Here is a 24,621-nt window from a genome sequence, read left to right as displayed (position 1 = left end):
CGGGCTGCGCAAAGATCAATAACAACCGACATCAGACAAGGACCTCCATGGACACCAAGAATAAACTTCCCCTTGATAGGGTCTACCACTGGGAAACGGCCCGGGCCGGTGATGTGTATATGACCCAGCCGATGGGCGGCGATACCGTGATTGATTTCACCTGGCGCAGGGCCGTTGGCGAGGCCCGTCGTATGGCATCCTACCTCAAGTCGCTCAACCTGCCCGAGAAGAGCCGCATCGGCATTGTTTCCAAGAATTGCGCCCATTGGATCCTGTCCGATTGGGCGATCTGGATGGCCGGCCATGTATCGGTTCCCCTGTACCCGACGCTGAATGCCGAAACGGTGCGCTACGTGCTCGAGCACAGTGGCTGTGAGGTGCTGTTTGTGGGAAAGCTGGATGACTGGGACAGCATGAAAGCCGGCGTGCCGGATGGGGTTCACTGCCTGTCCTATCCCCTGAGCCCGCCCAACGACTTCAAGACCTGGGACGACATCGTGGCCAAGTACCCGCCCATGAAGGAGAATGTGGAAAGCGACCCCCATGAGCTGGCCACCATCGTCTACACCTCCGGCAGTACCGGCCGACCCAAGGGGGTCATGCTGAGTTTTGAAAACCTCGGTTATGCCTCGATCGGTGGCACGGAAGCGCTGGATATTACGGCCAACGAACGGATGCTGTCCTACCTGCCGCTGTCCCATGTGTTCGAGCGTTTCGTGGTTGAGCTGGGATCCATGTATCGCGGGTTCCACCTGTATTTCGCGGAATCGCTGGATACCTTTGTCGAGGACCTCAAACGGGCCCAGCCGACCCTGTTCCTGGCCGTGCCGAGAATCTGGACCAAGTTCCAGCATGGCGTGTTCCAGAAAATGCCCCAGGAGAAACTGGCGCGATTGCTGCGCATCCCGCTGCTCAACCGCATCGTCAAGCGCAAGATCCTGACGAACCTGGGCCTGCAGCACGTGAAGTTTGCCGGTAGCGGTTCGGCGCCGCTGTCCCATGACATTCTGGAGTGGTACCGGGGGCTGGGGCTGGAGTTGCTGGAAGGTTACGGCATGTCCGAGAACTTCGCCTATTCCCACATGACCAAGCCGGGCCGGGCGCGGACCGGGTACGTCGGAGAGCCGCTACCCGGTGTCGATGTGCGCATCAGCGAAGAGGGCGAAGTCCAGGTCAAGAGCCCGGCGACGATGATGGGGTACTACCGCGATGACGAGAAGACCCGGGAAACCTTTACTGAGGACGGTTACCTGCGGACCGGCGACAAGGGCGAGATCGACGAGCTCGGGCGCCTGCGCCTGACCGGTCGCATCAAGGAGATGTTCAAGACCAGCAAGGGCAAGTATGTGGCCCCGGCGCCGATCGAGAACCGCCTCATGAGCCACCCGGATATCGAGATGGTCTGCGTGTCCGGCGCCAACCACCCGCAGCCGCATTGCCTGGTTATGCTGTCGGAAGAGGCGCAGCGTAAAACCGCCGACGAGGCCTTCCGCAAGGAGCTGGAGCAAAGCTTCAAGACGCTGCTGAGCGAAGTGAACGGTGCCGTGGATCCCCACGAGCAACTGAAGTTCATGGCCGTCGTGCGGGATGGGTGGAGCATCGAGAACGACTTCCTGACGCCGACCCTCAAGCTCAAGCGCAATGTGGTCGAGGACGCCTATAAGGAGATGGCGGACCACTGGTATAACGAGAAGCAGGCGGTTATCTGGCAGTAATTGGCTTCAGGCCTGCCCGGCGCGTGCACGGACGCGTCGGCGCAGGCCGGACTTTTCCTTCCGACTCCGTGTTCTCCTGTGCATCCTTTAGTCGAATTGGGTCCTGGCGCCGGTCCGGCATAGACTGCCATTATAAGGAGGCGTCCCATGACCCAGCTTGACCGGCTGCAGACCCGCATCAACGAACACATCCCGCTCACCCGGGCACTTGGTGTCACGGTGGCCGATTACACGGGTGACCAGATTACGGTGAAAGCCCCGCTGGCGCTCAACCACAACCATCAGGGTACGGGATTCGGTGGCAGCGTCTATGCGGTGGCCGTTGTCGGGGCCTGGTCGCTGCTGGAGCTCTGGCTGGAGGATCGTGGCCTGAAGGGCAACGTCGTCATCCAGTCGGGCGCCATCGATTATGGCCTGCCCGTCAACAGCGACTTTTTCGCCCGCTGCGCCTTGCCTTCAGCGGAGGACATGGCCCGGTTCGAGCGCAGCATCGAACGCCGGGGTAAGGGGCGGGTTGTGCTGGAGGCTACGGTTTTCGTGGCGGAAGGCCGCACCAACTTTCCGGCGGCCACGTTCAGCGGCCGTTTTGTGGTGGTGCGGGATTAGCCTCCCGCTCAGTGGAACTCCCGTGAGGCCGCGATCGAACGGCTCATCAGCACCACGGGAATGATACCCGCCACCACGATCACCAGCGCTGGTAACCCGCTTTGACGCAGCATTTCATCGGAGGCGTACTGGTACACATAGGTTGCCAGGGTCTCGAAGTTGAACGGCCGCAGGATCAGTGTGGCCGGCAATTCCTTCATGCAATCGACGAACACCACCAGGGCCGCCGTCAGCAGCGTGCCTTTGAGCATCGGCAGGTGCACCCGCAGCAGCGTCTTTCCCGCGGGCATCCCCAGGGAACGGGCCGCCATGTCCATACTCGGCGTGATTTTCTGCAACGCACTTTCCAGGCTGCCGGCGGACACCGCCAGGAAGCGGACGGTGTAGGCAAAGACAATGGCAAAGGCCGTTCCGCTCAGGAGCAGGCCCGTATTCCAGCCCAGCCACCGCTCCATGCGCAGGTCGAGCCAGTTGTCGAAAGCGGCCAGGGGAACGATGACGCCGACCGCCAGCACGGCACCGGGCATCGCATAGCCCAGACTGGATAGGCGCATCAGCACCCGCATACCGGCCGTATCGTGCAGGCGGCGACTGTAGGCCAGCAGCAGGCCGATCAGCAGCGTCGACAGGGCTGCCGTGCCGGAAAGGAACAGGCTGTTCACGGCGTTTTCCAGGAAATCGTCGGTCCAGCTCTCGGCAAAGTATTCCACGGCGTAGTAACCCAACACGGCAGCCGGTACCACGAAACCGAGCAGCAGCGGAAAACTGCAGGCAACCAGGCAGGCGGCCTGTCTGGGGCGGGACAGCGCAAAACGCTGCAGGGGATCTCGCATGTCCCGGGCGGCGTATTGCTGCTGGCGCCGCCGCGAGTAGCGTTCCAGGGTTACCAGGATCAGCACGAAGGCGAGCATGATACTGGCGATCTGCGCGGCACCGCCCAGGTTACCCAGGTTCATCCAGGTGTCGAACAGGCCCGCCGTCAGTGTATTTACCGCGAAAAAGTCGACCGTACCGAAGTCGTTGAGTGTTTCCATCAAGACCAGCGACAGACCGACGGCAATGGCCGGCCGGGCAATCGGCAGTACCACCCGAAAAAACGTACCCAGGGCGGACTGGCCAAGGCTTCGGCTGACGGCGAACAGTGATGGAGACTGCTCCAGGAACGCGGCCCGGGCCAACAGGTAGATGTAGGGGTACAGGACCAGTCCAATCATCAGGATGGCGCCGGGCAGGCTGCGGATCGCCGGAAACCAGTAATCGCCGGCATTCTGCCAGCCGAACGCGTCGCGCAGTGCCGCCTGGACCGGTCCGGCGTAATCGAGCAGGGCGGTGTAGACATAGGCAATGACGTATGCCGGTACGGCGAAGGGCAGCAACAGGGCCCACTCGAAGAAGCGCCGGCCGGGAAACTGGCACATGGTGACCAGCCAGGCGGTGCCGACACCAATCACCAGCGTGAGTACGGAGACGCCCAGCATCAGCTTGATGGTGTTCGTCAGGTAGATCGGGAGCGTCGTTTGAACCAGGTGAGGCCAGATGTTGTCATCCGGAAACAGCGCCAGCACCAGTACGGCCCCCACGGGCAGGGCCACCAGCAGCGTGGTCAGGGTTGCGGCAAGCAGCCAGCGTCGGGAGGTGCCTGACTTCAGGGCTTGCTGTTCAACCGGGGCGGGTTGGGCGTCGGCGGCCTGGTTCATGGTGGTCCTTCGGTGGGAAAGGGCTGACCGGAACCGGCCCGGGCAGCCCCTTCGGGCGTCAATTATCGTAATTGACCCGGTCGACCATCTTTACGGCGGCCTCGCGGTTTTCGGCAATCGTATTCAGGGGCAGGTCGTCCGGGTGCAGCGTTCCCCAGCCAGCCACGACGTCAGAGGGTGGGACCTCGGGATTGGCGGGATACTCATAGTTGACGGTGGCGTAGATGGTCTGGGCCTCGGGCGTGGTCAGGTATTCCATCAGCTTGATGGCGTTGTCGCGATTGGGCGCGCTGTGGGTCAGCGCCATGCCGCTGATATTGATGTGGGTGCCGCGACCCCCGGCATTCGGGAAAATCAGGTTGACGGATTCGGCAGCGGCGCGCTGGTTCTCGTCTTCCAGCATCTTGCCGTAATAGTAGCTGTTGCCCAGGGCGATATCGCAGACACCTTCGGCGATCGCCACGATCTGGTCGCGGTCGCCGCCCTGGGGCCGGCGGGCCAGGTTATCCTTTAGGCCCTGTAGCCACTGCTGGGCCTTGGCTTCCCCGTGATGGGCGATCATCGAGGCGAACAGGGCGACATTGTAGGGGTGCTTGCCGCTGCGGGTGCAGATGCGGCCCTTCCACTTGGGATCGGCCAGTTCTTCGTAGGTCGTAATCTCCCCGGGCTCGACACGGTCCTTGGCCGCGAAAATCAGGCGGGCGCGGCTGGTGAGCCCATACCACTTGCCCTCGGGGTGACGCAGGCTCGCCGGGATGTCCTGCTCCAGCGTTGCGGTGGTGACCGCTTCGGTCAGATCGCGTTCGACCAGTTCGTTGAGACGGGCGATATCGACCGTCATGACCAGGTCGGCGGGGCTGTTACGGCCTTCACGCTGCAAGCGTTCGGCCAGACCATTGCGGGCGAAAACGACGTTCGCCTCGATGCCGGTCTTGCGGGTAAAGGCGTCCAGCAGGGGTTCAAGCAGGTAAGGCTGGCGATAGGAATAGATGTTGACTTCGCCGGCGGCCATTGCCGCCAGGGGGAGGTTCAGCAGGATGGCCAGAATTGCGATGGCGGTAAGGCGACTGCGCATGGTGGTCTCTGTCTTCGAATCCGTTGATCTGGGAGATCCGATATGACCGGATCACTGATACCGATTATTAAACCTGAATTTTAATGCTGTTGCGAAAAAGAATTATTACTGGGCGGGAGAAAGACAGAAACTGTCGATCCTGCATTCACTTGGGCGTCACATTTAGTGCTATGCTCCATGTCCAGAAAGGGAAGTCTGGCGTTAGGGAGCCTCTGTTTCACTCCTGGGCCGCCTGAGGTCAGGCCTGTGTTCCATACAACTGAGCAGTAACCGAGCCCAGCGATGTCCAGTGATCGACGCACCTATCTTAGAACCGCGCTGAATGCCAAAGTCTGCGTGACCCATCCCACGCTTGGCGAGCGGCTCTACAATACCCGGGATATTTCCGATGGCGGCATTTTCGTCGTTTCCGAGGAGGGCGAGCGTCCCGACATTGGCGACCGGGTCCAGGTCCAGGTGCAGGGATTGCCAGTGCCGGCTCCCGTCCTGGAGATGGAGGTCGTCCGCATGACGGTAGACGGTTTCGGGCTCCAGTTTGTGAACGAGTAACTGTTCCATCGCCGTGCGATGTGGGACATTGCTGTCCTGGCGCGGCCCCGCGCCTATTTCAAGTCATCCTGCTTCCAGGTCAGACATGCTTCGGATTCCAGTCTGCGCGTTCCTGCTTGTGGCATTGCCCGGCTGCGCCTCGTATCAGAGCCACTACGGTGTATTCAGTGCCGCCAATGCCAGCGGCGAGGAGCGCCAGTTCCGGGTGACCTGGGAGACCGTGGACTATCCGGACTGGTGGCTGGCGAACGACCGGGCCTCTCCGATCCGTCTCGAAACCCAGTGCAGCACCCGCGTCTGGGAACTGCGGGATTCCACCTCCGAGGGGGGCGTCCAACCCTGTGGCGAGGGCATCAGGGCCTGCGCTTCAACCACCAGCGACAGGGCCGTGCCGTCGCAACAGGTCGCCGGACCCGAGACGACCTGCATGGAAGTCCTCAACGCCCGGAAGATTGTCGAGCTGGACCGCCGGCTGGATCTGGTGGTGTCCTGCCGTCCCCGTCAGACCACGATCGAGGTCGATGGTGAAACGGAAAACAGGGATTACCTCCGGGCTTCGGTGGTGCCCTATAACATCCGTGTCCGGGAGGCGCCCCGCGACAGCCTCTCCGCGAAACCGCCGGCGCTGGATGAGAAAGTCTGTGGGAGCTGATTTTCTGTGACGGAAGTCGCGCTTTGACTGTTATTGATGTCTCATCGCTACCTTTTGTTGCTGTCTGATAACGAACAGTAACCTTATGTGGGTGAAAGGTTACCGTCTGGTACGCAAATGTTATTGTCGCTGGCTGCCGTCCGGTCAGAATGGAATCATCGACGTCGTTTCCAGGAGTAGAGGTCTGCCGTGGGTGTCCGCCAAAAGAAAGTAGCGGTGCATGATTTGTCGTTGGGCGCGTTCGTGTCTGACCTCGATCGTCCGTGGCACGAAACTCCTTTCCCGATCCAGGGATTCCACATTCGCAGCCAGGACGATATCCGGACGCTGACGTCCTACTGCAAATGGGTGATGATCGACGTGGCCGAGGCCCGCGACACATCGGAGTACGAGGCGTCCAATGCGCCGATTTTCGCCCGTCGTAACGCCAAGCGCACGCGGCAGGAGATCATCGAGCTGCCGCCGATCCAGGTCCGTAATCCGCAGGATTATCCGGTTTCCTCCACACTTAAACGGGAAGTGCGCCAGGGCAAACGTCTGCTGGTGGACGTGGACCGGGCGTTGGTCGAGGTGGAACGGCGTATCCGGGCCGGTGAGGAGCCGGATTTCTCCGGTGTCCATCGCGTTGCCCGGGGGATGGCCGGCAGTGTCGTTCGGCACCCCGATGCCATGCTCTGGGTGGCCCGCCTGCGTCAGCACAACAACAGGACGTACCGGCACGCCCTGAATACCTCGATATGGGCCCTGGTTTGTGGTCGTCACATGGGATTGGAACCTGCCGCACTGGAGAACCTGGCGCTGGGCACCTTGCTGTGTCATGTCGGCAAGCTGGAGCTTCCGCCGGCATTGCTGCGCAATGAGAACAGGCTGGAAGCGTCGGACTTCGAGCGGTTCCGCACCTATGTCGAGAAGGGGGTCCGCCGCCTCCAGTCTGCCGACATGCCGCGTGCGGTGATCAATATCGTCCAGTATCACCGGGAGCGTCATAACGGATCCGGTTTCCCGGCGCGCGTCCGCGGTGATCGCATCCCGCTGCTGGCCAAGATCGCCGGCCTCGTGGACTATTACGAAGCCCTGGTGGAAACCCGGGACGACCAGACGCCGATGACGCCGGCCCAGGCTGTCGCCCACCTCTATGAAATGCGCAACATCGAGTTCCAGGAAGATCTGGTGGAGCGCTTTATCCAGTCGATCGGCATCTACCCGACCGGGACGCTGGTGGAGTTGAGCTCCGGTGAGCGCGGTGCCGTGGTGTCGCATACGCCGGGTCGGCGTCTGTGGCCGCGGGTGATGGTGATGACCGATCAGCAACGACGCCCGCTGAAAGTGGCCCGGGTCGTGAACCTGGCGGAAGTCAACGAAGGACGCCAACCCGATCAGGTTATCTCGGTCAACGGCTGCCTGCCGTTTGGGGCGGAGGGGCTCGACCCGCGCCATTTCGAGGTCACCGGCGCGGCTGCCCGCTGGAGCCTGAAGCACCTGCTGGGCTGATCTCCGGTCGCCCCGGTCGGGGCGATCTTACCGCTACTGGATAACCACGCGCAGCGGCTTCCTCAGCCAGCGGTAGTCATCGTCCGGTTTGAAGTTCACGATCAGTTCCGCGTCATCCCCCGCCTCGCCGTCAATGAAGTACTCCGCCGAGTGGGTCTGGGCACTGTAGCTATGGACGACCAGGGCGTTTTCGTCGGTGCTGATGGCTTCGATGCTCTCCAGTGATACCTTCTGGCCGACCCGGCGTACCGTCACTTCGTGAATGGCTGTATCCGAAGCTGGCAGTTCCTGGGTGACCTGGCTGAGGTAGTACTCGTTGGCGATGTCGGTGGTGATGCGGTCCAGCTCGCTGGTGAGGTATTCGTCGATATCGTCGGAATCAATATCCTCGACCTTGCGGATGGCGTTCAGTATCCGGTTGCGCTTGCTTTCCAACTCGTCGCTGTAGACGACGTCCGGATCTCTTGCGGTGCCGTTCTCAGGCGGTGTCGGCGCGGCATCGATGTCCGCCTGGGTGGGCGGGTCTTCGCAGAGTTCGTCGCCCTCCGGGTAGAAGCAGATGGCCTTGAGCAGGCGGTTGGCCGGGGTCAGGTCGGCGTCGGCGGTGGTCTCCCTGTCCTCGGTGACCTCGTTGATAAACTGGCTTTCCGGCACCGTGAAGTCGATGGGTTGGTCCAGTGTCGACAGCGCGGCGTTCAACTGGCTGATGACCCGGTCGGTGAATACCAGTTGGTTGCTGTCGGCCGTGGTTCCGTCTTCATCGAGGGCCAGCAGGAAGCGGGTCATGTTGCGCAGCGTGGTGTTTGCGATGGCCTGTTGTTCCGCCGGTCGGTGGCTCAGCAGGCCCAGGTCGTCGACCGTCGCATTATCCAGGAGCCTGCGGGTCTCCGGCAGGAACTCCAGCGGGGTAACGACCTCGTCGGCAGGCACGCCCGACACCAACGGCAGGTTGCCGACACTGAGGGTCAGGGTTTCGCCGGCGTAGTAGTGAAAGCGGCCGCGGGCGTCGGTTGTTCCGGTCTGGCTCCGGGTCTGGTAGGACAGGCCCTGGATGCCGCTCAGGGTGAGTTGTCCGGTGGCCGTGTCATCGCCGCCATCACCACCGCCACAGCCCTGGATCAGGGCCAGCGGAGCAAGCAGCAGAAAGGGCTTGAGGTTCATAGGCTCGTCTGTCTTTCCATGGTGGGCCGGTGTGCATCAGGCCTTCATTGTTATGGGGCTGATTATAAGAGCCAGCGCAACGGGCTTGTTGGACACCTGTCGCAGTTTGCCAAAGTCACACGCCGGGGCTGCGGGCTGGCCCAATCCGCCGGAAGGGGTTGAATTTTCAGGTCCCGGCACAATTTACAGACGATCTCAAGGCGCAATCTCCCATCAGAAAAAGCAGGCTGGGCACCCATGATGGATGCACTGAAGATAGAAAATCTCCGAAAGACGTACGATTCAGGCTTCGAGGCGCTCAAAGGTATCGACCTGACAGTCCGCCAGGGCGATTTCTTCGCGTTGCTTGGACCCAACGGAGCCGGCAAGTCCACTACGCTGGGGATCGTCTGTTCGCTGGTGAACAAGACGTCGGGCAAGGTGTTCGTGTTCGGTCACGACATCGACCGTGATCTGTCCGGTGCCAAGATGAATCTGGGGGTGGTGCCTCAGGAGATGAACTTCAACCAGTTCGAGAAGGTTATCGACATTGTCGTCACCCAGGCGGGTTATTACGGTATTCCTGCCAAGCGGGCGCGGGTGTCGGCGGAGCATTATCTGAAGGAGCTGGGGCTGTGGGACAAGCGTAATGAGCCGGCCCGTATGCTCTCGGGCGGCATGAAGCGCCGCCTGATGATTGCCCGGGCCCTGGTGCACGAGCCGAAACTGTTGATCCTGGACGAACCCACGGCCGGTGTCGATATCGAACTGCGTCGCTCCATGTGGACCTTCCTGCAGGAAATGAACCGCCGTGGAACCACCATTATCCTCACCACCCATTACCTGGAAGAGGCGGAAGCGCTGTGCCGCAATATCGCCATTATCGACCACGGCAGCATCCTGCAGAACACCAGCACGCGGGACCTGCTCAAGCAGCTGAGCGTGGAGACATTCCTCCTCGATCTGGCCGAACCGGTCGATGCAGCGCCGCAATTCCCTGACTTCGAGACCCGCCTGGTCAATGACAGCCAACTGGAGCTTGACGTACGCCGGGGGCAGGACCTGAATTCCGCGTTCGGCCATCTGGATGACAAGGGAATACGGGTGGTGAGCATGCGCACCAAGGCCAACCGACTGGAGGAGCTCTTCATTCGTATGGTTCAGGAAAACAGCCAGGCAGGAGGTAAGGCATGAGTCCGGACGCCAAGCTGACCGCCTTTTCGACCATCGTTGTCCGGGAAGTGCGCCGCTTCACCCGTATCTGGCCGCAGACGCTGCTGCCTCCGGCGGTCACCATGACGCTGTACTTCGTGATCTTCGGCAACCTGATCGGCTCGCGCATCGGCCAGATGGACGGGCAGGACTACATGGCCTTCATCGTGCCCGGGCTGATCATGATGTCGGTGATCACCAGTTCCTACGCCAACGTGGTGTCGTCCTTCTTCAGCATGAAATTCCAGCGCAGCATCGAGGAGCTGCTGGTCTCGCCGGTGCCGAACTACATCATCCTGGCCGGTTATGTGGCCGGCGGCATGGCGCGGGGTCTGGGCGTCGGCCTGATCGTGACCATACTGTCGCTCGGCTTTACCAACCTGACCCTGCACCACCCGGGAGCGACGATCCTGACGGTGGCGCTCACGTCGATGCTGTTTTCCCTGGGCGGCTTTATCAACGCGATGCTGGCCACCAAATTTGACGACATCTCCATCGTCCCCACCTTCGTGCTGACGCCGCTGACCTACCTGGGGGGCGTGTTCTATTCCATCCAGCTGCTGCCGGATTTCTGGCGGGCGATCTCGATGGCGAACCCGATCCTCTACATGGTCAATGCGTTCCGCTATGGCATTCTGGGGATATCGGACGTAAATGTGGGCGTTTCGCTGTCCATGATCGTCCTGTTTATCGTTATCCTGATCGTACTCTGCCTGCGCATGCTCGCGCGTGGTCGCGGCATCCGCCACTGACAGGAACGGACTATGGCTCTGCAGAATGCACCGCTGGGGAAAGCCAGCGAATACCCCCAACACTATGCGCCGGAGTTGCTGTTTCCGGTGCCGAGGCTGGACAATCGCCAGCGCATCGGGCTGGAAGACGGGCGCTGGCCCTGGTTCGGCGGTGACGTCTGGCAGGCCTGGGAGCTGTCCTGGTTACGCCCGAACGGGGTTCCGGCCGTGGCCTGGGGGATTTTCAGGATTCCGGCAGCCTCTCCAAACCTCATCGAATCCAAGTCCTTCAAGCTGTACCTGAATTCGCTGAATCAGGAGACTTTCTCCGACCGGGCACAGGTGATCGAGCGGCTGGAGCGGGATCTGTCCAGCGCCTCCGGTGCCGCGGTGACCTGTGAACTCTGTTCCGTGGACGAGACCGCCCACATCGCGCCCCAGCCGTCCGGCTACGAGCTGATCGACGACGAGCCCATCGAGGTGACGGGCTATGAGCCGTGTCCCGACAAGCTGGTGGCAGCAGGCGAGGTGGTGACGGAATCCCTGTGCTCACACCTGCTCAAGAGCAACTGTCCGGTCACCGGACAGCCGGACTGGGGCTCCCTGTTGATTCACTACACCGGTCCGAAGATCGATCGGGCCGGATTGCTGCATTACGTGGTGGGCTTCCGCCAGAAGCAGGACTTCCACGAGCACTGCGTGGAGACGGTGTTCACGGATCTGATGGCGCGTTGCCAACCCGAGTCGCTGACGGTGAGTGCCCATTACACGCGGCGTGGTGGCCTGGATATCAATCCGTGGCGCAGTACCGAAGCCAGCGCACCGGCCATGCTGCGCCTGATTCGACAGTAACCGGGGGCTAATCTTCGCCTTGTCGCAGCCGCTCGGCGGCGTCCTCAAGGGCTTGCAGGATGGCCGCGCGCTCGTAGCCGCGGACTTTTTCGGAATCCAGGTACATGGCAAAGCCGGCTTTCTCATGTTCCATGAAGCTGCGCTCAGCGCCCAGGTCCCGCCGGAAGTCGATGACTTCATAGATCGGCACCGGCCGGCCAAAGCCTTTTACGGTAATCTCGCCCTTGTCGCGGCACATGATCTTGTCCTTGATCAGCGAGAAGGTTTCGTAGGAGACCAGGATTTCGCCGGGGTCGGCCAGGGATTCCAGTCGGCTGGCCAGGTTCACTTCCTTGCCGATGATGGTGTAATCCATCCGGTTTTCGGCGCCGAAGTTGCCCACGGTGGCATAGCCGGCGCTGATCCCCATACGGATTTCCAGCGGGGTCTTGATCCCCTGGCTACGCCACTTCTGGCGCATGATCTTCATGTGTTTGCGCATGTCGATAGCCATCGATACGCAGGCCAGCGCATCCTCCCGCGGCCCCCGGCTGGTGGGGTCTCCGAAGAAGATCATGATCGAGTCGCCCACGAACTTGTCGATGGTGCCGCCATACTTGAGCGCGACCTGGGACATCTCGTTGAAGTAGTGGTTGAGCAGCTCGGTGAGGGCTTCCGGCTCCATTTCCTCGGACAGTTCGGTGAACCCCTTGATATCCGAGAAGAAAATCGAGAGTTTTTTGCGCTGGGTTTCCAGACGCACGTCACGCTCGCCGGTAAAGATGGACTGCCAGACCTGGGGTGACAGGTACTTGGACAGCTTGTGGGAAAGGGCGATCGACTGTTCCCGCTGGTACTGGATCTGGGTCTTGGCGGACATCAGCGCACGGGCCTGCTGGTGCGCATAGAAAGCGGTTATGCAGATGAATGTGGCTGTCGCCAGGATCGCGACCACACTGAGCACGAGTGGTGCCTGCAGTGAAACGGCCATGCCGTTCATGGCCAGTCCGGCAACGGCCGCCAGGGCAAACCAGAAAATGCCGAACAGCCACTGGCGCAGGCCGCCGAGCAACATGCAGCTGAACATGAGCATCATCATGATCGACAGCGATGGTGTCGCCACCAGTCCGATGGTGCCGGCAAACGCACCGCCGAGCGCGCAGTCCACGTGAAGCATCTTGTGGCGGACGCGGCTGTAGCGCCTGAGGAATGTCTGGCGGGTAAGGAAATGGACCGCATGGGGCCAGAGCAGGGCGCCCGGCACCAGCCAGATCAGCCAGTCCGCAAAGGTGTGGCTGAGCAGTCCGGTGAAGATAACCGCAGCCGCGCCAACATACGCCAGCACCCGCCCGTTGTAATCCGGCATCGGGGGAATGACGACCGGTTTGCTTTGTGTTTCGAGCAGCAATGACTTGCCGCTGGCCAGGGGAGCATTCATCATCTAGAACCGAATCCGACCCGTCAGCATGTCCTTGAGCATGACCCAGTCGCCCATCAGACTATACAGCGGGTATTGGAACGTCGCCGGTCGGTTTTTCTCGAACAGGAAATGGCCCAGCCACGCAAAGCCATAGCCCACGACGAGGAGCAGCAGCAGGTAAAGCCACTGCGACGTGGTCACGGCATACAGCAGGATGGCAAGCACCAGGATACTCCCCAGATAATGCAGGCGACGGCAGGTGACGTCGCTGTGCTCTTCCAGGTAGTACGGATAGAAATCCGCAAAACGGTTGAAACGGCCTTGTTCTGTCATCGCTTTCCGCCGGCAGCTTGTTGTTATAGTGTTTGGGGCCAGGCTGACCCCGGACCTGCACTTCGGTCCATTGTCATCAGGTGTCGGAGCGGGTCGCCCGGACGGGCAGCCACCACTCTGTAAAGCGCTTTATAAAGATTAGCAGTATTGCTGAACTGCCACAATTACCAGCTGAACGTCGGCGATTTTGTCGAATGTGCATGGGAACAGGCCGTCCGGCACACGTCCGTTCCGGCCATCGGCTTCAACGTTTTTCCGGGAATGAATATGAGTAAGACCATCGAATCGATCCTGGCTCGCACGTCCGAGCCCCGTTTGACGACGCCGGCGCCTGGACCGGACGTTCTGGAAGAGGTTTTCGCCTGTGCGGCCCGGGCGCCGGATCATGCGTTGTTGCGGCCATGGCGATACCTGGTGATCGAAGGCGAGGGCCTGACGGCCCTGGGTGAAGTGTTCGCGCGTATCGCCGACGCCGATGATCCGCTGATGCCGACGGTGGAAAAGTTGCAACAGATGCCCCGGCGGGCGCCGATGATCATCGTTGGTATAACGTGCCACCAGTCCCATCCCAAGGTCCCTGCCATCGAGGAATCGATTTCCACCGGTTGCGGTATGGCCTACATGCTGCTGGCGCTCCAGGCCCGGGGCTTTGCCGGGATGTGGCGCACAGGCCCCGTGGCCTACCATGAAGCGGTCAGGGAAGGTCTGGGCCTGGCACCGAATGAGCGCATTGCCGGTTTTCTCTATGTCGGCACGCCTGCCACCCACAAACCGGCGCTGGAACGCCCGGACCCGGCCAGCTTCGTCTCCCGCTGGCCGTCCTGAAGACGACTGCCGTGATCGGGGGAAAGCTCTTGCCGCTTTCCTCCTGAAACCTCTCTCCGATATTGCCTTACCTCTCCGCCAGGCCAGTAATGACGGCGACTTCGCCAAACTGGCACCACTGTTGCTTTGACTCCTCCAACATCGTTTTGCGGCAATGCCGTGGAGAGATTCAATGGCGATCAGTTTTGAAAATGCGCTGGGAATTCACGAGAAGGCACTGAATGTTCGTGTCCAGCGTGCCGAGATCCTGGCCAACAACCTGGCCAACGCCGATACGCCCGGGTTCAAGGCGCGGGATATCGACTTCAAGGCGGCACTGGGTGAGGCTCAGGGCCAGTCCGGTGAACTGGCCATGGCCCGTACCGAGCCCGGCCATATCGATCCGGATGCGGCCATGAGCGACCGCGCATTGTTGATGTATCGCAACCCCTACCAGCCTTCGCTGGATGGCAATACCGTCGATGCACAGCAGGAGCAGGCCCGTTTCATGCGTAATGCCATGGACTACCAGGCCAGCTTCCAGTTTCTCAACAGCAAGTTCGCCGGCCTGACCAAGGCCATCAAGGGCGAATAACGGGACCGCAGGGTAGAGGAGAGAGGTCGTGTCACTAGGAAACATTTTTGATATCGCCGGCTCCGGTATGACAGCCCAGTCCCTGCGGCTGAATACCACGGCATCCAACCTGGCCAACGCCGAGACGGCCAGCTCCAGCACCGACAGCACCTACCGGGCCCGCAAGCCGGTCTTTGCGGCGATCCAGCAGGATGCCATGAACGCTGCCGATCCGTTCGGTCGCAGTTGGGGCCCGGAAAGCGGAGCCTCCGCCGGCGTGCAGGTGCAGGGGATCGTCGAGAGCGACGAGGACCTGCAGATGCGTTACGAGCCGAACAACCCCCAGGCCAACGAAGACGGTTACGTGTTCTACCCGAACGTCAACGTGGTCGAGGAAATGGCGGACATGATGTCGTCGTCGCGCAGCTTCGAGATGAATGTCGACGTCATGAACACCGCAAAATCCATGATGCAGCGCATCCTGACCCTCGGTCAGTAATGACTCAGTAAGGAGCAGAGTATGAGTACGGTCAATGGTACCTCCGCAGCCGACGTACTGAGTCAATACCGGTCGCAGGACAGCAGCAGTACCAAATCCACGAGCGACATGGGCAAGAACGAGTTCATGGAACTCATGATCGCCCAGCTCAACAACCAGAACCCGCTCAAGCCGCAGGAAAACGGTGACTTCCTGGCGCAGTTGGCCCAGTTCAGCTCACTGGAGGAGATGCAGGGCATTTCCGACAGCGTCCAGGATGTGGCCGGGCAGTTCCGCTCCACCCAGGCGCTGCAGGCCTCCGCCATGGTGGGGCGAACCGTGATGGTGCCGTCGCAGACGGCCATTCTCGGGGCATCCGGCGAAGTGAAGGGTTCGGTCGAGGTGCCGGCGGCCACATCCAGCCTGCGCGTGGACGTCCTGAACACGTCCGGCGAACTGGTGCGACAGCTGGATCTGGGATCAGCGACTGCCGGCCAGAAATCGTTCAGTTGGGATGGCAAGGATGCCAACGGCAATGATCTGCCGGAGGGCACCTACCAGTTGAAAGCCAACGCCGGATATACCTCCGGCACCGAACAGCTTGGCACGATGATCAGTGCCAATGTGGACAGCGTGTCGCTGGGTACCAGCGGCAAGGTCACTCTGAACCTGGCGGGCATGGGCTCTGTGGGCCTGTCCGACGTGCGGCAGATTAACTAACAGCATTTCAAGAGGTGAAGTATGGCGTTCAATATCGGTCTCAGCGGTCTGCGGGCCGCGTCCGTGGATCTGGATGTCAGCGGCAACAACATCGCCAACGCCAGCACGGTCGGGTTCAAGGGCAGTGAAGTCCAGTTCGGCGATCTCTATGCCAGTGGCTTTCTCTCCGGTGCCACCAACGCGATCGGCGATGGGGTGAAGGTCCAGTCGGTCAACCAGACGTTCGGGCAGGGCAATATCAGCTTTACCGACAATGGGCTGGATATGGCCATCGATGGTGATGGCTTCTTTATCCTGAACAACAACGGTGAAGTGCGCTACAGCCGCGCCGGTCAGTTCAGCATCAACAAGGACGGGTTTGTCGTCAACAACCAGGGCATGCGCGTCCAGGGCTTCCAGGCGGATGACGACGGCAACCTGTCGGGCGTGCGGGGCGACCTGATGATCGACAGCGACAACCTGGCCCCGCGTCGGACCACGAACGTGGCATCGCAGCTCAACCTGGATTCCCGGGAGAGTGTGCTGGCCACCAGCGGAACCCGCATCCAGACGCGGAGTTTTGCGCCGGATGAATCCACCGGTGAGCAGAACTTCACCATCACCTATGCCGATGGCAGCACCAGCACGGTCAACGTCCCGGCAGGCAGCTCGGCCCGGGAGATCGCCAATGCCCTGAGCCAGGAGGAAAATGTCAGCGCCTCCGGCCGCACCGAGGTTTTGCTGGACGGTTCCGGCATCCAGGCGGACGATGTGCTGACCCTGGAAGGCGTCGATTTCACCATTGCCGATACGGATTCCAGCGGTAACCCGCTGACCACGGCCCAGCGGGTGCAGAAGCTGGCGGACGACATCAACGGCTCATCGCTGAGCAGCATCAATGCCACGGTGACGGCCTCCGGAGAGCTGCGCCTGATCTCCAGCCGGGGGGACACCCTGCGTCTGGCCTATCAGGACACCAACAGCGACGGCGGGACCATGACGTTCTCGGGGGGAGCAGCGCTCTCCAACGACAGCACCAATCCATCGACCCAGGTCGGTGAAGTCAGCATCACGCTCGATGGTGAAACCCAACTGGCGGCATCGGCGGTGGCACCTTCCACCACCACGATCCTCGATGGCGTGACACCGACGGCATTCACCAGCAATACCTTTGATCCCACCGACCAGGGCACCTACAACCACGCGACCTCCAGCACCATCTATGACAGTCTGGGTAATCCGCACGTGATGACCCAGTACTTCGTCAAGGAACCGACCACGTCGGCCAGCCAGGGCAACGCCTGGAGCATGTACGTGCAGATCGATGGCGAGAACGTCGGGGACCCCCCCAACTCGACCGGTCAGCCGACCATGGCCCAGTATGACCTGGTGTTCGATGAAGAGGGTAACCTGCAGAGCATTGACGGTGATCCTGACGGTGAAGTGCTGATCTCGAACTGGACGCCGCTGGACCAGAATGGCCAGCCTAACGGTGCCGATGGTCCGCGGCTGGTCAGTGCCGGGGGAACGACGCCGATTCCGGATCCCCCCGAGAGCTCCAATTTCGTGATCGGGATGGGGGACACCACGCAGTTCGGCAGCGAATTCGCCGTGAACGACCAGACCCAGAACGGGTATACCACCGGCCGCCTGTCCGGTCTGGACGTGTCCGATGAGGGGGTGATCTTTGCCCGTTACTCCAACGGTCAGTCCCAGTCGCTGGGGCAGGTGTCGCTGGCGACGTTCAAGAACGCCGAAGGCCTGTCGCCGGTTGGCGATACCACCTGGGTGGAGACGTTCGAGTCCGGCCAGCCGATCATCGGCTCACCCGGCAGCGGGACGCTGGGCTCGATTGCGGCCAGCTCCGTTGAGGAATCCAACGTCGATCTGTCCGAGGAACTGGTCAACCTGATCATCGCCCAGCGTAACTATCAGGCCAACGCCAAGACCATCGAAACCTCCGACGCGGTCACCCAGACCATCATCAACCTCCGCTAAACCTTCCCCACGCGTCAGTCCTGAGCCGTCCAGGCCAGGGCTGACGCGGTTTTAGCTCCTTCTGGCACGACTTCTGCTTTATTCACTGCAAGAGTCAAAAATCCGGCAGGAGTTTTCCCATGGATAAATCCATCTACATCGGTATGTCCGGCGCCAAGCAGTCGATGCTGGGTCAGCAGGCCCATGCCAACAACCTGGCGAATGTGAACACCACCGGGTTCAAGCGGGATTTCGCCCAGGCCCGGAGTATGCCGGTTTTCGGGGAAGCCTATCCGACCCGGGCCTACGCCATGACCGAAAGGCCGGGCACGGATCTGTCCGCCGGGGCGCTGATGGAAACCGGACGGGATCTTGACGTCGCGGTCAATGGTGACGGTTGGCTGGCGGTCCAGGCGGACAGCGGGGAAGAGGTCTACACCCGCTCCGGCAGTCTGAGCGTCGACGTCAACGGGATGCTGCGCACGGCCTCCGGCGAGCCGGTACTGGGCAATGGCGGCCCGGTGGCATTACCGCCCTACGACAGCCTCACGATCGCGCAGGATGGCACCGTGTCCATCGTGCCCGCCGGCGGCCCGCCCAACCAGTTGGTGCAGATCGACCGGCTGAAGCTGGTCAACCCCTCGCAGGACAGTATGCATAAAGGCACCGATGGCTTCCTGCGCAGCGGTCCGGAAGGGCAGGCAGGCACGGTCGCTCCGGCGGACCCGACCGTGCGCATCGAACCGGGCTTTCTCGAAGCCTCCAACGTCAACGCGGTCGAGGAGATGATCGACAACCTCCAACTGGCCCGCCAGTACGAGATGCAGGTCAAGATCATGCGCACGGCGGAAAGCAATTCACAGGCGACGGCACGGCTGTTGCAGAATCTGGGTTAACAGTCGGAGTCATCGCTGAGGCGGGGCAAAAGCGGCAATTTCTCGCCGCCCGCCGACGGATTCTTTGCAGGAGTATAGAAAATGCATCCAGCACTTTGGGTCAGTAAAACCGGTTTGAGCGCCCAGGACACGAACCTGGCGACCATTTCCAACAACCTGGCCAATGTCAACACGACGGGCTTCAAGCGTGACCGTGCCGTGTTCCAGGACCTGCTGTACCAGATCCATCGGCAGCCTGGTGGCATGTCATCGGAAAATTCGCAGCTGCCATCGGGCCTTCAGCTCGGTACTGGTGTCCGTGTGGTAGGAACCGCCAAGCAATTCACCCAGGGGAACCTGCAGGTCACGGACCAGCCGCTGGACATGGCCATCGATGGCCGGGGTTTCTTCCAGGTGCTGAAGCCGGACGGCAACATCGCCTACACCCGTGACGGTCAGTTCCAACTCAACTCGGATGGCGACATTGTCACCGCCAACGGTTATCCGATCGAACCCAACATCAATGTGCCGGACAACACCACGCACATCACCGTCGGCACGGATGGCACCGTTACCGCAGTCGTGAACGATTCGGCCAATCCGGTCCAGTTGGGGCAGATCACGACGGTGGATTTCGTGAATCCGCAGGGGCTGCAGGCCATCGGGAACAACATGTTCGTGGAGACCAATGCCAGCGGTGCGCCCCAGGAAGGCGATCCGGGAATCGACGGGCTGGGCGCCATCCAGCAGGGCATGACCGAGTCGTCCAACGTCGAAGTGGTCGAGGAGCTGGTGAACATGATCACCACCCAGCGCGCCTATGAAATGAATTCCAAGGTGGTGTCCACCACCGACCAGATGCTCCAGTTCCTGACCCAGAACGTTGGCTGACGTTGACGGACGGGTAGAGGAGGTATAAGCCAATGCAATCCAGACTGACACCGTTACTGATCGTCATCCTGGCGGCCCTGCAGGGCTGCCAGGCTGTCAGCCGCCCCCGGGCCGTGCCCGATGATCCGGACTACGCGCCGGTCATGGCCCAGTCCATGATGCAGCGGGATCCGTCATCCGGTGCGATCTACCAGACGTCGCGCAATTTCAATTTCTACGGCGACCGGGTGGCCCTGAACGTCGGTGATGTGCTGATGGTCAATCTGGAAGAGCAGACGCAGGCCTCGAAGAGCGCCGACAACAAGATCAAGAAAGAAAACCAGGTGGATTTCAACGACGGCGCGATCCTGGGTCTGGACAAGCTGAACCTGGCCACCAACCCCCAGTTTGATCGCGACTTCAAGGGGCAGGCGAGCGCGGACCAGAGCAACAGCCTGGCCGGCAGCATTACGGTCACCGTGACCGACGTCTACCCGAATGGTGTGTTGCGGATTCGCGGCGAGAAGTGGATCTCCCTGACCAACGGCGATGAATACATTCGCCTGACCGGTCTGGTCCGGCCGCAGGATATTTCAACGGATAACACCGTGTCGTCCAACCGGATCGCCGATGCGCGGATTGCCTACGGCGGTACCGGCGACTTCGACGACGCCACACGCCAGGGCTGGCTGTCCCGCTTCTTCAACAGCGAGTGGTTCCCGCTATGAGTCTGAAACGAGCCTTCCTGACACTGCTGGCGATGGCCGTCCTGGCGCAGCCGGTCATGGCGGACCGCCTCAAGGATCTGGCCCGGGTCGCGGGTGTGCGTTCCAACCAGTTGGTAGGCTATGGCCTGGTGGTTGGGCTTGACGGTACCGGCGACTCCGCGCCGTTCACCGACCAGACCTTCCGTAACCTGATGAACCAGTTCGGCATTACGGTACCGGCCAACGTCAATCCCAAGCTGGACAACGTGGCCGCGGTGACCGTACACGCCACCTTGCCGCCGTTTGCCAAGCGCGGCCAGGAAATCGACATTACGGTGTCCTCCATCGGCAACGCCGACAGTCTGCGCGGCGGCAGTCTGCTGATGACGCCGCTCAAGGGTGCTGACGGCCAGGTCTATGCCATGGCCCAGGGCAGTCTCGTGGTGGGCGGTTTCGGCGCCTCCGGTGCCGACGGATCCAAGATCACCGTCAACCTGCCCAGTGTCGGCCGCATTCCCAACGGCGCGTCCGTCGAGCGCGAAGTGACCTCGCCGTTCGATCGGGGCGACACCATCACCTTCAACCTGATGCGTCCGGACTTCACCACCGCCCGCCGGGTGGTGGACGTCATCAACGATACCCTCGGGCCGGATATGGCCTATGCCCACGATGCGAGCTCCATCTCCGTCAAGGCACCAAGGGATCCGTCCCAGCGGGTCAGCTTCCTGTCGGTGCTGGAGAACCTGGATGTGAACCCGGCGGAGGAGGCGGCCAAGGTCGTCATCAACAGCCGTACCGGGACGATCGTGGTGGGCCAGAACGTGCATGTCAGCCCGGCGGCCATTACCCATGGCAACCTCACGGTGACCATTGAAGAGAACCCGAACGTCAGCCAGCCGGGACCGCTGTCCGGAGGCGACACTGTGGTGACCCAGGACACCACGATCACAACCACCCAGGAGCCGGCGCGCATGTTCAAGTTCGGCCCGGCCGTCACCCTCAATGAGATCGTCGAGGCGGTGAACCAGGTGGGCGCGGCACCCAGTGACGTGATGGCTGTGCTGGAGGCACTCAAACAGGCCGGCGCCCTGCGCGCCGAGCTGATCGTGATCTAGGTGTGAACGATGCAGGATTCCCGGCTCGACACGGCGCAGTACTACACCGACTTCAGTGGCCTGAATGCCCTGAAGACGGAAGCGCACAAGGACAAGAAAGCGGCGCTGGAGCAGGTGGCCAAGCAGTTCGAGAGCCTGTTCCTGGCGCAGATGCTCAAGTCCATGCGCAAGGTCAACGACGTCTATGCCGAGGGCAATTACCTGCACAGCAGCCAGTCGAAGTTCTATCAGCAGATGTTCGACAGCCAACTGACGCTGACGATGAGCCAGAAGGGCGGTTTTGGCCTCTCCGAGACCCTGGTCCGACAGCTGTCGAAGCAGATTCCGGGGATGCAGGCTGAGGGCGACAGATCCGGCACGCACAAGGCCAGCATTACCGATTACGAGCGCAGCCTGCCGGCACTCTCGCCGCGCCTGCCGGAAGAGGTGGCCCAGGTTCGGGCACTGGCTGAAAACACGAAAACGGAAGCCTCCCCGGTGGCAACCGAGGGCGCTGGCGATGCCATGCCCGAGACGTTCGACTCGCCGGAACAGTTTGTCCGGACGCTGCTGCCGCTGGCGGAAAAAGTCGCCGGGGATTCGGGCATCGATCCCAAGGTGATGGTGGCGCAGGCGGCGCTGGAAACCGGTTGGGGGCGCCACATGATTCGCGGTGACGGCGGCGAGGCCAGCCGGAACCTGTTCGGCATCAAGGCGGACAGCCGCTGGCAGGGTAACTCTGTGGACATCGTGACCACCGAATACCGTGACGGCATTCCGCTCAAGGAGCGGGCCGCATTCCGGTCCTACCCGGATTACCGGTCCAGCTTCGAGGATTACGTCGGCTTCCTGCAGGACAACCCGCGCTATCGAGACGTGCTGTCGGTGGCGGATGATCCGGAAGCCTTCGCCAACGGCCTACAGCAGGCCGGCTACGCCACGGATCCGGCTTATGGCGCGAAGATTCGCGGCATTCTTAACAGTGACATGTTCGATGCGGTCACAGGGCAGTCCCTGTCCCTGAACCAGGGTACTGAGGAGTAATTGTCATGGCGGGCCTGATCAATATCGGTCTTTCCGGCATTCTGGGGCATCAGTCCGCCCTGAATACTACCGGCAACAACATCACCAATGCCAACACCGATGGCTACAGCCGGCAGCAGGTGACCCTCGAAGCCCGGAACGGTCAGCGCAGCGGCGTGGGCTCGGTGGGCACGGGGGTCAATGTCAGCGACATCCGCCGTATCACCGACCAGTTCGTGGTCAACCAACTGCGTTCGGACACCTCCCTGTTCAATGAGCAGGATACCCTCAATACCGAGCTGACCAACCTGGACAACCTGTTGGGTGGTGAATCCACCGGCCTGAACTCGGCACTCAACAACTTCTTCACCAGTATCCAGAGCGCGGCGGAAGACCCGGCCGCGTTGCCGCAACGCCAATTGGTGCTGAGCGAGGCCCAGGGGCTGGTCAACCGCTTCCAGTCGCTGCACGAGCAGTTGATCCAGCAACGGGAATCGGTCACCGGGCAGATGGATCAGGCCACCTCGGATGTGAATTCGCTGCTGTCCAGCATTGCCGACCTGAACGAGCAGATCGCCCAGAGTCCCGGTATTGCCCAGGGCAAGATGCCCAACGACCTGCTCGACAAGCGCGACGAGAAGCTGCGGCAGCTGTCTGAAATCATCCAGGTGAAGGTCTCGGAGGCCGACGGCTACCAGGTCAACGTCTCCCTGACCAGCGGTCAGGCCCTGGTCGTGGGCGCCCAGGCCGCCAGTCTGTCGACCGAGACGTCGGATTCCGATCCGGCCAAGCTCAGCTTCAAGCTGACCAACGGCAACCGGGTGACCGATGTTACCGACCAGATCATCGGTGGCTCGCTGGGCGGACTACGCACCTTCCAGAACAAGGTGCTGGAACCGGCGTTTGACCAGCTCGGCCGTATTGCACTGGCGGTGTCCGATCGGGTGAACAAGCAGCACAGCATCGGTATGGACCTGGAAGGCGACCTGGGGGGGATGTTCTTTACCGATATCAACAGCCGCTCCACGCAGTTGGACCGGGTGACGCCCAACGCCAACAACGGCGCGCCGCAGGATGGGGTGGTGTCGGTGGAAATCACCAACACCAGCGATCTGGCGGCCAAGTCCTACACCCTGAAGTTCAGTGGTGCCAACGGCGAAAACTTTGAAGTGGTCGACGTGGATACCGGCAAAACCGTTCGCCAGGGTCAACTGCCGGATCCGCTGCCGGCCGAAATCGAGATGCCCGGGTTCAATGTCCACATCGAGTCGGGCAGCTTCCAGGATGGCGACAGCTACCTGATCCGGCCCACGCGGAACGCAGCGGCCAATATCGAGCTGCAAATCGATCGGGAGGAGGATCTGGCGTTTGCGACACCGGTCTCGGCAGAGGCCGATGAGGGGAATACCGGCGATGCCAGCATTTCCCAGGGGACGATGTTGAGTGTCAGGAATCCGCTCACCAACGTACCGCTGGATGGCTTCAGCCAGCGCGGCCAGCTTTCGCCACCCCTGATGGTGCGGTTTACCTCCGACACCAGTTACGAAATCCTGGATGCCTCGGACCCGACCAATCCCCAGGCCCTGAACCCGCCGGTCACCGGCACCTACCAGCCGGGGGTGAGCAACAAACTGTTTTCGGAGGACCCGTCCGATCCCAACTACCGGGGCTTCCAGTTCGAGATCACCGGTAACCCGCAGGCCAACGACGTGTTCATGATCGATTACAACACGGACGGGGTTTCCGACAACCGCAACGCGCAGTTGCTGGGCAGTCTCGGCACGGCCAACACCATGAACGGCGGCAGCCAGAGCTTCAGCGAAGCCTACGCCGGCCTGGTGGAAACCGTGGGGACGACGACCCGCCAGAGTCAGATGGATCTGGAGGCCGGCCAGGCCCTGCTGGAGCAATCCACCAACCAGCGGGAGTCCGTCTCCGGCGTTAACCTCGACGAGGAGGCTGGGCGGCTGATCCAGTACCAGGCGGGCTATAACGCGTCGGCGCAGGTCATCAGCGTGGCGCAGGATCTTTTCGACACCCTGTTAAGTACCTTCCGATAAGGCAGCCG

The 24,621-nt window shown here is 61.5% G+C and carries 24 protein-coding genes; 19 read left to right on the top strand and 5 right to left on the bottom strand.

What is annotated here, in order from left to right:
• The first annotated feature begins 47 nt into the window (after positions 1-47).
• Both EZI54_RS01980 and EZI54_RS01975 read left to right on the top strand, forming a co-directional pair.
• Positions 48-1,715: an AMP-binding protein gene (locus EZI54_RS01980; RefSeq protein ID WP_131478502.1), complete on the top strand. Its 1,668-nt coding sequence runs from the start codon at positions 48-50 to the stop codon at positions 1,713-1,715.
• A gap of 147 nt (positions 1,716-1,862) precedes the next feature.
• Positions 1,863-2,321, top strand: coding sequence for a thioesterase domain-containing protein (locus EZI54_RS01975; RefSeq protein ID WP_131478501.1), 459 nt, complete (start codon positions 1,863-1,865; stop codon positions 2,319-2,321).
• 8 nt (positions 2,322-2,329) lie between these two features.
• On the opposite strand, the gene EZI54_RS01970 is transcribed toward EZI54_RS01975, so the two are convergent.
• Positions 2,330-4,018 carry an ABC transporter permease gene (locus EZI54_RS01970; RefSeq protein ID WP_131478499.1) on the bottom strand — a complete coding sequence of 563 codons (1,689 nt, stop codon included), beginning with the start codon at positions 4,016-4,018 and terminating at the stop codon, positions 2,330-2,332.
• Positions 4,019-4,076: 58 nt separating this feature from the next.
• On the bottom strand, positions 4,077-5,093 hold the full coding sequence (locus EZI54_RS01965; protein ID WP_131478498.1) for a Fe(3+) ABC transporter substrate-binding protein: 1,017 nt from the start codon (positions 5,091-5,093) through the stop codon (positions 4,077-4,079).
• A gap of 282 nt (positions 5,094-5,375) precedes the next feature.
• Here EZI54_RS01965 and EZI54_RS01960 point away from each other — a divergent pair, with 282 nt between their 5' ends.
• The 3 genes from EZI54_RS01960 to EZI54_RS01950 all read left to right on the top strand — a co-directional run bounded on the left by EZI54_RS01960 (position 5,376) and on the right by EZI54_RS01950 (position 7,785).
• On the top strand, positions 5,376-5,642 hold the full coding sequence (locus EZI54_RS01960; protein ID WP_131478496.1) for a PilZ domain-containing protein: 267 nt from the start codon (positions 5,376-5,378) through the stop codon (positions 5,640-5,642).
• A gap of 85 nt (positions 5,643-5,727) precedes the next feature.
• A complete protein-coding gene (locus EZI54_RS01955; RefSeq protein WP_131478494.1) occupies positions 5,728-6,294 on the top strand; it encodes a hypothetical protein in 567 nt (188 codons plus the stop codon).
• 189 nt (positions 6,295-6,483) lie between these two features.
• On the top strand, positions 6,484-7,785 hold the full coding sequence (locus EZI54_RS01950) for an HD-GYP domain-containing protein (RefSeq protein WP_131478492.1): 1,302 nt from the start codon (positions 6,484-6,486) through the stop codon (positions 7,783-7,785).
• Between the two features lie 33 nt (positions 7,786-7,818).
• Here the strand turns inward: EZI54_RS01950 and EZI54_RS01945 are convergent, their stop codons facing one another.
• On the bottom strand, positions 7,819-8,946 hold the full coding sequence (locus tag EZI54_RS01945; protein WP_131478491.1) for an organic solvent ABC transporter permease: 1,128 nt from the start codon (positions 8,944-8,946) through the stop codon (positions 7,819-7,821).
• Between the two features lie 237 nt (positions 8,947-9,183).
• Between EZI54_RS01945 and EZI54_RS01940 the strand changes: the two genes are divergently transcribed.
• The 3 genes from EZI54_RS01940 to queF are packed head-to-tail and all read left to right on the top strand — an operon-like array spanning position 9,184 to position 11,720.
• The gene (locus tag EZI54_RS01940; RefSeq protein WP_131478489.1) at positions 9,184-10,119 is read left to right on the top strand and encodes an ABC transporter ATP-binding protein; all 936 of its coding nucleotides are present in this window, start codon (positions 9,184-9,186) and stop codon (positions 10,117-10,119) included.
• On the top strand, positions 10,116-10,889 hold the full coding sequence (locus tag EZI54_RS01935; protein WP_131478487.1) for an ABC transporter permease: 774 nt from the start codon (positions 10,116-10,118) through the stop codon (positions 10,887-10,889). Before EZI54_RS01940 ends, EZI54_RS01935 begins: the two co-directional genes overlap by 4 nt.
• A gap of 12 nt (positions 10,890-10,901) precedes the next feature.
• Positions 10,902-11,720 carry an NADPH-dependent 7-cyano-7-deazaguanine reductase QueF gene (queF, locus tag EZI54_RS01930; RefSeq protein ID WP_131478485.1) on the top strand — a complete coding sequence of 273 codons (819 nt, stop codon included), beginning with the start codon at positions 10,902-10,904 and terminating at the stop codon, positions 11,718-11,720.
• A gap of 7 nt (positions 11,721-11,727) precedes the next feature.
• On the opposite strand, the gene EZI54_RS01925 is transcribed toward queF, so the two are convergent.
• Together EZI54_RS01925 and EZI54_RS01920 are read right to left on the bottom strand one after the other, a co-directional pair.
• Positions 11,728-13,140 (bottom strand): adenylate/guanylate cyclase domain-containing protein, encoded by a 1,413-nt coding sequence (locus EZI54_RS01925; RefSeq protein ID WP_423226977.1) that lies wholly within the window; start codon positions 13,138-13,140, stop codon positions 11,728-11,730.
• A complete protein-coding gene (locus tag EZI54_RS01920; RefSeq protein ID WP_131478483.1) occupies positions 13,141-13,452 on the bottom strand; it encodes an Mpo1-like protein in 312 nt (103 codons plus the stop codon).
• Between the two features lie 267 nt (positions 13,453-13,719).
• Here EZI54_RS01920 and EZI54_RS01915 point away from each other — a divergent pair, with 267 nt between their 5' ends.
• The 11 genes from EZI54_RS01915 to flgK all read left to right on the top strand — a co-directional run bounded on the left by EZI54_RS01915 (position 13,720) and on the right by flgK (position 24,613).
• Positions 13,720-14,277 (top strand): nitroreductase family protein, encoded by a 558-nt coding sequence (locus EZI54_RS01915; RefSeq protein ID WP_131478481.1) that lies wholly within the window; start codon positions 13,720-13,722, stop codon positions 14,275-14,277.
• 154 nt (positions 14,278-14,431) lie between these two features.
• The gene (flgB, locus tag EZI54_RS01910) at positions 14,432-14,851 is read left to right on the top strand and encodes a flagellar basal body rod protein FlgB (RefSeq protein WP_423226976.1); all 420 of its coding nucleotides are present in this window, start codon (positions 14,432-14,434) and stop codon (positions 14,849-14,851) included.
• A 28-nt stretch (positions 14,852-14,879) separates the two neighbouring features.
• The gene (gene flgC, locus EZI54_RS01905) at positions 14,880-15,329 is read left to right on the top strand and encodes a flagellar basal body rod protein FlgC (protein WP_131478477.1); all 450 of its coding nucleotides are present in this window, start codon (positions 14,880-14,882) and stop codon (positions 15,327-15,329) included.
• A gap of 21 nt (positions 15,330-15,350) precedes the next feature.
• Positions 15,351-16,028, top strand: a complete 678-nt coding sequence (locus EZI54_RS01900; protein ID WP_131478476.1) for a flagellar hook assembly protein FlgD — start codon at positions 15,351-15,353, stop codon at positions 16,026-16,028.
• Positions 16,029-16,049: 21 nt separating this feature from the next.
• Positions 16,050-18,005 (top strand): flagellar hook protein FlgE, encoded by a 1,956-nt coding sequence (locus EZI54_RS01895; protein ID WP_131478474.1) that lies wholly within the window; start codon positions 16,050-16,052, stop codon positions 18,003-18,005.
• A 119-nt stretch (positions 18,006-18,124) separates the two neighbouring features.
• Complete coding sequence (flgF, locus tag EZI54_RS01890) at positions 18,125-18,880, top strand: flagellar basal-body rod protein FlgF (protein WP_131478472.1); 756 nt, start codon at positions 18,125-18,127, stop codon at positions 18,878-18,880.
• A gap of 81 nt (positions 18,881-18,961) precedes the next feature.
• Positions 18,962-19,750 carry a flagellar basal-body rod protein FlgG gene (gene flgG, locus EZI54_RS01885; protein WP_131478470.1) on the top strand — a complete coding sequence of 263 codons (789 nt, stop codon included), beginning with the start codon at positions 18,962-18,964 and terminating at the stop codon, positions 19,748-19,750.
• A gap of 32 nt (positions 19,751-19,782) precedes the next feature.
• Positions 19,783-20,457 carry a flagellar basal body L-ring protein FlgH gene (gene flgH / locus EZI54_RS01880; RefSeq protein ID WP_131478468.1) on the top strand — a complete coding sequence of 225 codons (675 nt, stop codon included), beginning with the start codon at positions 19,783-19,785 and terminating at the stop codon, positions 20,455-20,457.
• Positions 20,454-21,551 carry a flagellar basal body P-ring protein FlgI gene (locus tag EZI54_RS01875; RefSeq protein WP_131478466.1) on the top strand — a complete coding sequence of 366 codons (1,098 nt, stop codon included), beginning with the start codon at positions 20,454-20,456 and terminating at the stop codon, positions 21,549-21,551. Before flgH ends, EZI54_RS01875 begins: the two co-directional genes overlap by 4 nt.
• 9 nt (positions 21,552-21,560) lie before the next feature.
• Positions 21,561-22,574 carry a flagellar assembly peptidoglycan hydrolase FlgJ gene (gene flgJ, locus EZI54_RS01870; protein ID WP_131478464.1) on the top strand — a complete coding sequence of 338 codons (1,014 nt, stop codon included), beginning with the start codon at positions 21,561-21,563 and terminating at the stop codon, positions 22,572-22,574.
• 5 nt (positions 22,575-22,579) lie between these two features.
• The gene (flgK, locus tag EZI54_RS01865; RefSeq protein ID WP_131478462.1) at positions 22,580-24,613 is read left to right on the top strand and encodes a flagellar hook-associated protein FlgK; all 2,034 of its coding nucleotides are present in this window, start codon (positions 22,580-22,582) and stop codon (positions 24,611-24,613) included.
• Positions 24,614-24,621 lie beyond the last annotated feature (8 nt).

The sequence above is a fragment of the Marinobacter halodurans genome (genome assembly GCF_004327985.1).
GTDB lineage: Bacteria > Pseudomonadota > Gammaproteobacteria > Pseudomonadales > Oleiphilaceae > Marinobacter_A > Marinobacter_A halodurans.
This window is presented reverse-complemented; position numbering and strand designations above follow the sequence as displayed.